This is a genomic window from Mesorhizobium sp. M7A.F.Ca.US.006.01.1.1 (assembly GCF_003997935.1).
Classification (GTDB): domain Bacteria; phylum Pseudomonadota; class Alphaproteobacteria; order Rhizobiales; family Rhizobiaceae; genus Mesorhizobium.
This window is the reverse complement of the sequence record NZ_RZQL01000007.1, coordinates 33,814-44,703: the sequence shown is the minus strand read 5'-3', so window position 1 is coordinate 44,703 and position 10,890 is coordinate 33,814. Positions and strand designations below refer to the sequence as shown.

10 protein-coding genes are annotated in these 10,890 nt (G+C 63.1%); 5 read left to right on the top strand and 5 right to left on the bottom strand.

The genetic code is table 11. The features are described 5' to 3' along the window. Window positions 1-86 precede the first annotated feature (86 nt). Window positions 87-905, bottom strand: coding sequence for an alpha/beta hydrolase (locus EN943_RS02700; RefSeq protein WP_127411390.1), 819 nt, complete (start codon window positions 903-905; stop codon window positions 87-89). Window positions 906-1,094: 189 nt separating this feature from the next. Here EN943_RS02700 and EN943_RS02695 point away from each other — a divergent pair, with 189 nt between their 5' ends. From EN943_RS02695 to EN943_RS02675, 5 genes are all read left to right on the top strand, one after another. Then, window positions 1,095-2,348: an ABC transporter substrate-binding protein gene (locus EN943_RS02695; RefSeq protein WP_127411389.1), complete on the top strand. Its 1,254-nt coding sequence runs from the start codon at window positions 1,095-1,097 to the stop codon at window positions 2,346-2,348. Between the two features lie 128 nt (window positions 2,349-2,476). Further along, window positions 2,477-3,082 carry an ATP-binding cassette domain-containing protein gene (locus EN943_RS02690; RefSeq protein ID WP_348630096.1) on the top strand — a complete coding sequence of 202 codons (606 nt, stop codon included), beginning with the start codon at window positions 2,477-2,479 and terminating at the stop codon, window positions 3,080-3,082. Continuing rightward, complete coding sequence (locus EN943_RS02685; protein WP_127411388.1) at window positions 3,079-3,792, top strand: ABC transporter ATP-binding protein; 714 nt, start codon at window positions 3,079-3,081, stop codon at window positions 3,790-3,792. Before EN943_RS02690 ends, EN943_RS02685 begins: the two co-directional genes overlap by 4 nt. 12 nt (window positions 3,793-3,804) lie before the next feature. Then, the gene (locus EN943_RS02680) at window positions 3,805-4,680 is read left to right on the top strand and encodes a branched-chain amino acid ABC transporter permease (protein ID WP_126067682.1); all 876 of its coding nucleotides are present in this window, start codon (window positions 3,805-3,807) and stop codon (window positions 4,678-4,680) included. Further along, window positions 4,677-5,711, top strand: a complete 1,035-nt coding sequence (locus EN943_RS02675) for a branched-chain amino acid ABC transporter permease (protein ID WP_127411387.1) — start codon at window positions 4,677-4,679, stop codon at window positions 5,709-5,711. The genes EN943_RS02680 and EN943_RS02675 overlap by 4 nt, the downstream gene beginning before the upstream one ends. A gap of 24 nt (window positions 5,712-5,735) precedes the next feature. Here the strand turns inward: EN943_RS02675 and EN943_RS02670 are convergent, their stop codons facing one another. From EN943_RS02670 to EN943_RS02655, 4 genes are all read right to left on the bottom strand, one after another. After that, a complete protein-coding gene (locus EN943_RS02670; protein WP_127411386.1) occupies window positions 5,736-7,052 on the bottom strand; it encodes an ArgE/DapE family deacylase in 1,317 nt (438 codons plus the stop codon). A gap of 57 nt (window positions 7,053-7,109) precedes the next feature. Then, window positions 7,110-8,015, bottom strand: a complete 906-nt coding sequence (locus tag EN943_RS02665) for a MurR/RpiR family transcriptional regulator (protein WP_127411385.1) — start codon at window positions 8,013-8,015, stop codon at window positions 7,110-7,112. Between the two features lie 174 nt (window positions 8,016-8,189). Next, window positions 8,190-9,704 (bottom strand): DUF882 domain-containing protein, encoded by a 1,515-nt coding sequence (locus tag EN943_RS02660; protein WP_245475568.1) that lies wholly within the window; start codon window positions 9,702-9,704, stop codon window positions 8,190-8,192. 459 nt (window positions 9,705-10,163) lie between these two features. After that, on the bottom strand, window positions 10,164-10,835 hold the full coding sequence (locus tag EN943_RS02655) for an FCD domain-containing protein (RefSeq protein WP_127411383.1): 672 nt from the start codon (window positions 10,833-10,835) through the stop codon (window positions 10,164-10,166). Window positions 10,836-10,890 lie beyond the last annotated feature (55 nt).

The window sequence follows — 10,890 nt, the reverse complement described above, 5'->3', positions numbered from 1 at the left end:
TATCTTTATGTCAATATACGATAGATGCGCGTGATTGTCACTACCTACCGCGAAAGCGGGTCCGTGGCGCCGGTTTTCCGACGGACCTACGCTCTGTCGACGCTTGCTAGGAAGCGGGCGAAGACCGGATTGAAGCGATCCGGCGAATCCCAGAACGGCGCGTGGCCGGATTTGTCGAGCAGATGGGCCTTGCCTTCCCATAGATTGGAGAATTTCACAGCGGAGACGAAATCGGTGTTGACGAATGGCTCGTCGATGCCGTTCAGAACGGCGATCGGCCGCGTCTTGCCGGCCACGATTTCGCGCTGGTTCCGGCCGGTGCCGGCCGCGAACTTTTCGAACATCAGGCGCCGCGCCCGTCCATCGGTGCGCGCCACCGTGTCGATGAGAAACGGCTCGAACGGCTCGCCGCAAGTGCTGCGTGCATAGGCCTCGACATCGGCGCCGGTGAAGGTTTCCTGCCCGGCGAGGTGCATATGCGGGCTCGGCTTGAATCCGTTGCCGACCTCCTCGGGCGAGACGGGCGGCGTGCCGGTGATCATCAAGCCAAGCAGGCCGGGAAAGCGGTCGATCATCTCAAGCCCGATATGGCCGCCGAGCGACCAGCCGAAGACGATGGCCCTGTCGATGCCAAGCAGCCCAAGCACTTCGGTCATAGCATCGGCATAGCCTTCCATGCTGTAGGAACGCTCTGGATCGATCGCATCGCCGGATGCTCCATGCCCGGGCAGGTCGGGAGCGATGAGGTGGTAGCGCTCGCCCAACGGGCCGTCCAACTGGTTGCGGAAAACGGCACTGGAAGATGAATTGCCGTGGATCAGCAGGACAGCGGTGCCCTGGCCGCTGGTCTGGCGAACAGCGATCTTGCCGTGGCTGGTTTCAAGGGTCTTCTGCGAGATCGTCATTGTCCGCTCCGTCGGGAATTGCCTGTTTTAATGCAGTTGCGCAGCAAAACGCCACGGCTTCCATACCTTTGCGGGAACCATCTTCCCGGCCAGGTTGCGTTGAAAAATCCTTTTCAAATAAGAACAATTATGCGTAGATTGTCAATTATCCAACTCCCGATGAACGGGAGGAAAACAGGGAACAGCACGATGAAGCCCAAATCCGCCGCAAGTCGAATCCGCCATATGCTGATGAGCACGACGCTGATCGGCATGTTTGCCGCATCAGCCGCCCCCGCCTTTGCCGATGTCGTCAAGATCGGCCTGCTTGCGCCGCTCACCGGCCCTGCCGCGGCGGACGGCCAGGAATTCCAGCGCGGCGTGCAGATGGCCATCGACGAGGCCAACGCAGCCGGCGGCGTTGCCGGGGATACGTTCGAACTGGTGGTCGGCGACGTCAAGGATCAGTCCGCTGGCAACGTCACCAGCGCCGTCGAGCGCCTGCTTGGCGATCCGGGCGTGCACTTCATGCTGACCGGCTATGCCAGCCTGACCAATTTCGAGATCGACAACATGGCCGAGGCGGAAATGCCCTACATGCTGGCGGCCACCTCGCAGCAGACCAGGGACATCATCGCGCCGAGCCCCGACAAATATATGTGCTGCTGGTCGCTGACGCCTTCCTTCGACGCCTACAACACCGACGTAACCCTGTTCGTCGAGAAGCTCGCGGCGGATGGCAAGATCACTCTGCCGGCCAAGAAGGTCGCCATCATCTCGTCCGACAACGCCTATTCGAAGACCATCTCCGAAGGCATGAAGAAGACCTTCAAGGAGAAGGGCTGGACCATCACCGTCGACGAGATCGTGCCCTTCGGCGAAGTGACCGACTGGCGCTCGATCCTCGCCAAGGTGCGCGAGAACGTTCCCGATGTCGTCATCAACACCGACTATCTGCCCGGCAATTCGGCGTCGTTCCTGAACCAGTTCCTCGAGCAGCCGACCAAGAGCCTCGTCTTCCTGCAATACGCACCGAGCGTTCCGGAATTCGTCGAGCTGACCGGCAAGAAGTCGGATGGTGTCATCTACAACCTGCTCGGCGGCGCGCTGACCACGCCGAAGAACCCGCGCGCCGATGAGGTGGCGGCCAAGTTCAAGGCAAAATACGGCGTCGAGAGCGGCACCTACGGCGTCGGCCTCTACGAAATGACCAATGTCTATTTCGACGCGGTCAAGAAGGTCGGCGGCGCATCCGACCATGCGGCGATCATGAAGGCGCTGTCGGAGACCGACAAGCAGGTCGCGGAAGGGCGGCTGAAATTCGATCCCGCCACCCACCTTGCCACGCAGGGCGACGACTATATCCCGATCACCTTCTTCCAGATCTGGGACGGCAAGCGCGCGCTGATTTCGCCGGAGAAATACGCCACAGGCGCCTTCAAGCTGCAGCCCTGGATGCAATAGGGAATGGCCCTGCTTGAACTGGACGACGTGTCGAAGGCCTTCGGTTCGCTAAAGGCCGTCGACGGCGTGTCGTTCAAGGTCGAGGCCGGCGAGATCTCGCCGGCCCGAACGGCAGCGGTAAGAGCACGCTGTTCAACATCATCACCGGCATCCCGTTCGGCCCGGACCGGGGCAACATCCGGTTTGACGGAAATGCCATCAACGGCAAATCGGGACACGCCATCGCGCGCCTCGGCCTTGCCCGTACGTTTCAGCGCGAGACCAGCTTCGACGGGCTGACCGTGTTCGAGAACGCGCTGATCGGCGCCAGCTACGGCAAGCAGGAAAAGACGGCGGCTATGGCCCGCAATGTGGCCGCCGAGGCGCTGGAGTTCGTCGGCCTGGGATCCCAGTCGTTCGGCCGGCTCGCCGGCGAATTGTCCGTGTTCGAGCGCAAGTGCCTGATGCTTGCCACCGCGATCGCCATGCAGCCGCGCATGCTCTTGCTCGACGAGCCGGCATCGAGCCTGACCAAGCCCGAGATCGAGACGTCGATCGGCCTGATCCGCCGCACCGCCGAACGCGGCATCACCATCCTGTTGATCGAGCACGTGCTGACCTTCCTGATGAGCCTTTCGCAGCATCTCCTGGTGCTCAACAATGGCCGCGTCCTGGCCGCCGGCGATCCGGCAGCCGTCATCGCCGATCCGCGCGTCATCGAGGCCTATCTCGGCACGAGGAGGTCGGCGGCGTGAACCCCATTCTCAGCGTCGAAGGCGTCACCGCCGGCTATGGCCGCGTCACCGTGCTGCACGATATCTCGATGGAGGCCGGCCGCTTCGGCAATGTCGGCCTGTTCGGCCCCAACGGCCATGGCAAGACGACGCTGCTGCGCGCAGTCTCCGGGCTGCTGCAGCCGAAGAGCGGCCGCATCCTGTTCGACGGGCAGGACATTGCCGGCCACAGCGCACGCGCCATCGTCGGCGCCGGCCTGATCCATGTGCCGCAAGGCAACCGGCTGTTTCCCGATCTCTCGATCGCCGACTGCATGGCGCTCGGCGCCTATTCGCCGCGGGCCCGGCCGCATGAGGCGGAGAACCGCGAGAAGGTGATCAAGCTGTTTCCGAAACTGGCGGAACGCTGGCGCCAGCGCGTGCGCACATTGTCGGGCGGCGAGCGCCAGATGGTGTCGATCGGCACGGCGTTGATGAGCCATCCGCGCCTGCTGATCCTGGACGAGCCGACGCTGGGGCTGGCGCCCAAGATCAAGGACGAGCTCTGCGCCTCCGTCATGGACATTTCGCGCGGCGGCGTGCCGCTCATCGTCGTCGAGCAGGACATCGAATTCCTGCTGGAGCTGACACAGCAACTCTACCTCGTCAACCATGGCGCCGTGGCGACCGAGATCAAGCCGGGCGAAAGCCTCGACCACGGCGAGATCATGTCGATGTATTTTGGCCATTAGGAAAATCCGAAGATGAGCGCATTGGCGGAAATCCTGTTCGGCGGCCTATTCCAGGGCTCGCTCTACGCCATGATGGCGGTCGGCCTGGCACTCGTCTGGACGACGATCGGCGTGTTCAATTTCAGCCATGGCGTGTTCATGATGCTGGGCGCCTACATCGCCTGGCAGCTGGTCGAACTCGGCCTGCCGGCGGCGGTTGCCTTTCCGATCGCCGTCGTCGTCATGGCCGGCGTCGGCTGGATCCTGCAGGCCAGCGTCGTGCGGCCGCTGATCGGCCGGCCCAACATCGTGCTGGTCGTCGTCATCACCACGCTGGCAGCCGGGTCGCTGATCGAGAACGGCGCGCTGACCATCTGGGGACCGCGCTCGAAACAGATCCCGGCGCTGATCGCCGGCAACACCACCATCGGCGGCGTCGGCGTCTCCCTGCACCAGATCGCCATCATCGTCATCACGCCGCTGATCCTGGCCGCACTTTGGATGTTCCTCAACCGCACGCGGCTCGGGCTTGCGCTGCGCGCCGTGGCGCAGAATGAAGATGCCAGCCATCTTGTCGGGCTGAACGTCACCGCGCTCTATGGGCTGGCCTTCGCCATTGCCGCCTCGCTCGCCGGTCTCGCCGGCATCTTCATGGGCGGCTACCGTTTCATGTCGCCGGTGATGGGCAGCGATCCGCTGCTGAAGGCGCTGATCGTCGTCGTCTTCGGCGGTATATCGAGCATATCCGGCCCGATCTTCGCCGCCTATCTGATCGGCTTCTTCGAAGCCGCCTGCAGCTATTATTTCGGCTTGTACTGGACGCCGGCGCTGCTGTTCGGCGTGCTCATCCTGACCCTGATGGTGCGCCCCGAGGGCATCTTTGCCAGCCGTTCCCGAGGCCTAGCATGACCGACACGACATCGCCGATCACCCTTGGCCACGCGGAGGCGGCAACCCCGATCGCTCCAGGCCGCACGCCGTGGAAGCAGGAGGCCATCGGCTTCGTGCTCGGCTTCGCCTTGCTGGCATTGCTGCCACTGATCTTCGGCGACACCTATGCCCGCCACATCCTGATCATGGCCTTCATCTATGCGATCGTCGCCTCGAACTGGGACCTCAGCCTCGGTTATGGCGGCGTCTTCAACTTCGGCCATCTGGCGCTGTTCGGCATCGGCGTCTATGCCTACAGCCTGCTCACCAAGCTGGCCGAATTCGACCCATGGGTTGCGCTGTTTGCCAGCGGTGTCATCGCCACGCTGGCAGCGATCCTGGTGACCATCCCGATCCTGCGGCTGAAAGGCATCTACATCATCCTGGTCACTTTCGGCTTTGCGCAACTGGTCATGCAGGTGATCATCAGCCAGTCCGCCATCACCGGCGGCACGCAGGGGCTGGTGCGCATTCCCGGGCTGTACGTGTTCGACCACAACATGGTCCGCGACGGCAAGTCAGCCTATTTCTACATCGCGCTGGCGCTGCTGGTGGCGAGCACCCTGTTCCTGCGCGTGTTCGTGCGCTCACGCGCCGGGGCCAGCATCGTCGCGCTGCGCGACAATGAGGAATACGCCATCAGCCGCGGCGTCTCGATCGTGCGCCAGCGCATGCTGACGCTTGCCGCGAGCGCCTTCTTCACCGGCATCGCCGGCGCCTTCTATGCCGCCTACCAGCGCAATGCCTCAATCGACGTCTTCGGCATGAGTCTGGCGACCATCATCCTGTCGATGGTGCTGCTTGGCGGCACCAGCACCATTTACGGCGCCATCATCGCCTCTTTCGTGCTGACGATCTTCGCCGAATGGATGGCCGATTTCGGCGCGTGGCGGCCGATGATCACGGCGGTGCTGATCATCGGCGTGATGCTGGCCTACCCGAGCGGACTGGCCGGCATGATCAAGGCTTCATGGGGCGCCGTCGCCGGACGCCTGAAACGCCCGGCCTGACCGTTTCGGAATAGCGGCTCCGCCTCAGCGGATGCCGCACCAATCGATGACGGACGCCGCAATCACCTTGGCGGTCTCGACCACCGATTCGACCTCGACATATTCGTCGGAACCGTGAAAACCGTCGCCCGACGGGCCGAAGATAACACCGTCGACACCGGCGCCGGCATAATGCGCGGCATCGCAGACGGCGACGAAGCCGCGCGCCTGCGGCGCCTTGCCGACCATTGCCTTGCGCTTCATCAGCGAGGTCACCAGCGGATGATCGACCGGCGTGTTCATCGGCGGGAAATACAGGCCGCCGAGTTCCCACTGGATCGCAGGCGGATTGTCACGCAGCCATGCATCGGTCTGCGCGAAATGATGGACGAAAGCCTCGAAGTCGCGGCGATAGTCGGCCGAGTTCTCATCCGGCAGGAATTTCATGTCGAGGTCGAGCACGGCGACATCGGGAATGATGGCCGGGTTGGTCATGACAGTCGGCAGGCCGTGTTCGCCAAGGCCGGTGCCGCCATGCATGACGCCGATGTTGATGGTGTTCATGCCGAGCGGCAGCAGCGGATGGGATTTCGCCCGCGTGCGGTCCAGCTCATACTGGCGCACGGCGGCGATGAAACGGGCGGCGATTTCGATCGCGTTGACGCCCGGCTCCAGCCGGTCCTTGTCGTGGCGCTGCGGATAGATCTCGTTGTAGCGCAGCGCCGAATGGGCGTTGCGCCCGCGGATCGTCACCCGCGCCCATTCGAGCCCGCCTTCGACCGGCAGGACATCGCCCCAGGTCGGTTCGGCGACCAGCACCGCCTTGGCCAGCTTGCCCTTCTTGACCGCATCCATGGCGCCGAAGCCGCCGGCTTCCTCGTCGACGACCGAGTGAATGGCGAGCCGGCCCTGCAACGTGATGCCCGCCTTGCGGATCGCGCGCGCGGCGGCGATGCAAGCGGCGACGCCGCCCTTCATGTCGACGGCGCCACGGCCATAGAGCCGGCCATTGGCGATCTCGCCGCCGAACGGGTCGACCGACCAGTCCTTCATCGCGCCGACCGGCACGACGTCGATATGGCCGCACAGGATCAGGCTGCGATCCTCGTCTCCCGCCCATTCGCCGACCAGATTGGGCCGCCCGGGCAAGGCATCCCATTGCTCGGTCCTGAACCCGTCCTGCTTGAGGATCGGCTCGAGCAGCGCCTGGACATCCGCCTCGCGGTTGATCGCCGGATTGGGCTCGAATTTGGGATTGACCGAAGGGATGCGAACCATGTCGCGGGTCAGGCCGATCAACCAGTCGCGATCGGTCTCGATCTCAGCCTGCACGGCATCGATGATGGTCTGGTTGTCGGGCATTGTCGCTTCCTTCTCTGCGTCGGGGCGCTTTGCATCGCTGCACTTGGCGCAACGACACTATTTCCTTGTGGTTTTGGACTTGGCGGCGTCGTCGGCCGATGACGACAGGGCGGTATCGAGCGTGACCGCGTTGGCGCTGCGGATCCTCTCGATGTCCTCGATGCGCTTGCGCACCCCGGCGCCATGGCCCTCCAGCGCGTGGGCGAACACGGTTTCCATCTGGGCAACCGCCGTCGCCAGCGTGTCGAATGGCGAGTTGGCGTCGATCGCCGCGACCATGGTCAGGTCGGCGACCTCTGATATCGGCGACAGCCAGACATCGGTGAACAGCAGGATGGAGACGCCGCGCTCCTTGGCCTGCTGGGCAAAGCTCACCACGTCCGACTGGTAGCGCCGGTAGTCGAACACGACGAGGAGGTCGCGCTTGCCAAGGTCGATCAACAGGTCGAAATCGGCGGGGCTCAACGAACCGATGTCGCGCACGCCGGAGCGGAACTGCAGGAGGTAGCCGGCCAGCATGGAGGCGATATGCCGGCTGAACCGGCCGCCCAGCAGGACGACCTGGCCCTTGCTCTCGAGCAGCATGTTGACGGCGCGCGTATAAGCCTGCACCGGCACCGCCGTGCGCGTGCGCTCCAGGCTGTCGGAAACCGAATGGAAATAGGCAAGTGCAGTGCCTTCGCTGGAGCCGCCCGGACGCTTGGCCTCCATCATCAAAAGCGGCGAATGCAGTCTGGATTCGACTTCGGTGAGCAGGCGTGCCTGGAAGTCGGCAAAGCCGACATAGCCAAGCTTGGTCATCAGCCGCGTCACGCTCGGGTCACTGACGCCAGCGCGCCGTGCCAGCCGGGTCGCGGTGCCCAGCCCCGACATCGGGTAATCGGCGAGCAGGACCTGGACGATCTTCTCTTCCGCGGAGGTGAACGCCACGGTCGTGTTGGCCAGTTCTTCGCGGATCGACATTGTCATCGCCTATCGTCGACGGAAAGACAATTATCTTACAATTTCGCACACGTTTGTCAAATTTGGAAATTTCCTTACAGAGCCATCCGAGAGTTCGGCATGGCTTGCAATCCCGTGACGGCCAAGCCATCCGTCGTGCAACACATCCACGTCGGGTCGAACGAGGGCTTGCGTCTATTTGAAGCTGGCGATGGGCAAGAACCTGACCGCGGAACCGGTGAAGCGTCGGTGATCGGAGGTCTGTCCTCGCGGCTGGAATCCGTCGAGATAGATGTGCTCCGGCGCCGTGCGGATGAGATTGGCGGCAATGACGGGCGCCGTCACGGGGCTGGCTCCGCCGGCGATGCCGCGACCTGTCCCGATCAACCGGCCGGACAGCGCCGTCGGCACGATGACCGCAGTGGCTTCGGGATCGAGATTTGGCTGGACACGGTCGGCCTTCGGGCTGGTCCTGACGCGATCTTCGGGCTTCGGCTGGGCAACCGAGACCCGCTGGCCGGCCAACCCATCAAGGCCGTCATCGGCGTGGTTCAAGGCCAGCAAGGCAGCGACCGCATCGCCGGATTTGTCTGCTTCAGGCTTGCGCGTCGGGCTTGTCAGGCTTTCCGGTCGCCATATCGGCAACGGGATGTTGAGCGCCACCAGGCCCGGCGCGCCGCTCGCGGGACCGGCCTCCGACTTGCCCGAGGGAATTTCAGCACCGGTTGCTGCTGGATTGGCCAGTTCGGCCCGCGCCGTGGAAGCGTCGGCTGTTGCAAGTGGCGCGATTTGCGGGGTCGGAATGCTGGTCGTTGGCCCGGTGCGCGGGGCGAAGGCTGGCAGCGGCACTGAGCCCGGCGCCATCGCCATGACGATTGCTTCAGGCGTCTCCGCTCCAATCGGCGAGTCTTCGGCCCGATCGACGGAAGCCATCTGGACGTCGGCGCGCTGGGCATCCTGCGGCGGCACGATAGCAATGCCGGCAGGCCTGGGTGCAACGGACTTGGCCGGCTTGCGTGGCGCCGGCACCGCTTCGACGACATCGTCGGCCTCGTCCGCGCCGCGCCCACCCAAAAGCGTCGCCAGCAGGCCGCGCGGCCTGCGTTGGCTGGCGTCGGAGCTTGCCAGTTCGATATTGGGCGTGCCGGCGCCCTTGCGAGATTTGTAGGCGGCAAACGCCTGCTCATAGCCGGGCAGCGGTTTGCCGTCGCTCGGCACATGCAGCGTATTGCCGTTCGGGAATACCCTTGCGAGTTCCTGGCGGCTGATGCCAGGCCAATGCCGAACATTGCCGACATCCATATGTATGAAAGGCGAGCCGGAGGTCGGGTAATAGCCTACGCCGCCGCCCTGCATCTTGAGGCCGATGTCGCGCAGTTTCTTCAGCGGCACATCCGGCAGGAAGAAGTCCATCGCGCGGCCAACCATGTGTTGGCTCTCCCGAGCCACACCCTTCGAGCGACTGCGCAGCATGGCGTTCGTCGCCGGCGACCGATAGGCACTGACCACATGGATATAGGCGGTCGAACCGCTGGCGCGATAGGCCTGCCAGACAAGATCGAGCAGGCGCGGATCCATCTTCGTCGGTTCGTTGCGACGCCAGTCGCGCAGCATGAGATTGATCTTCTTCAATCCCGCCGGATCATAGCGCCCATTGCGCTTGAAGACGATTTCAGCCTTCTCGCCCGTATGGAGATGTTGAATCTTCAAAGCACGCGTCTCCGCGAACGCGCCCGTAACGCACAGGCAAAGGAACGCTGCGATGATGGCAGGCAGTGTCCAAAGACGGGAAGCACCGGGGGCGTTTTGCACGTTTTCGCTCACGTTCATGCCTTGCACGTTCTTTTGTTTCGGGCGGTTTCAGGTTCCGCCCAGATCAGGAGCCTTTCGGCCCTCTTCCTGACAAGCATGGACTTGACCGGCGCAGGCGGGCCTCCATGCCACAATACGTCATGTCGATGAACAGCATCTTGGTTAACGAATCGTGTCTTGCCGGGAATGCGCTTCGGCTTGATTTGCCTGTGGCAGCCATTTTCTGAAGCAATGAACCGCTGATGAGGTCCGCCAGCACGAGGGCCGCGCCACCCCATGTACCCGCCTCGCCCTCGCAAATGCCGGATCAGGCAGGCGGCCGATCTCTGGGGATTTGGCGCAGTCAGGCACCGATAGTCAACGTCCCAGAAGGTTCTTCCCGACGGTTCCGAGATGGACCAGCATCGCTGTCTTGGCGCCATCCGGATCGCGACGGAGCAATGCATCCAGAAGCGCCTGATGCTCCTCGCAATACACCAGGCGGCGCTCTTCGGAGAATGACCGCTTCTTCATCTCGAACCAGGGCGACTGGTTTCGGATCGCACGCATGAGATTGTGGATTTCCTTCAAAAAATCATTGCGGCAGCATGCGAACACGCGGTGATGGAATTCCGCGTCCCAATGCTCAAATGTGGGCATGTCTTGCGACTCGCAGGCGGTCTTATGTGCTTCGCGCACTGCATTCAGCTCGGCCGCACTTGCATTGGTCGCGGCAAAAGCCGCGGCAGCCGGTTCCAGCAATTGCCTGATCTCCATCATATCGGCCGGGCTGGTGCCTTCCATGCGGGCCACCATCGAGGCAATCGACGAGGTATCTTTTGCCGTTAGGAACGTCCCACGTCCGACGTGACGGACAACTGTCCCATCGTCTTCGAGAAACCCAACTGCACGCCGCACGGTGTTGCGCGCCACCCCAAACTCGACCGCCAAGTCACGCTCCGGCGGCATCCGGCCGTCTTCAAGCCATTCACCGGACGAAATCCGCTTTTTGAGCATTGTGGCAATATCGTTCGCAACGAGCTTAGGCATAAGCGGCTTCTATCTGATCCAATTGTGGACCAATGGTATCAGGCTATATGCGATT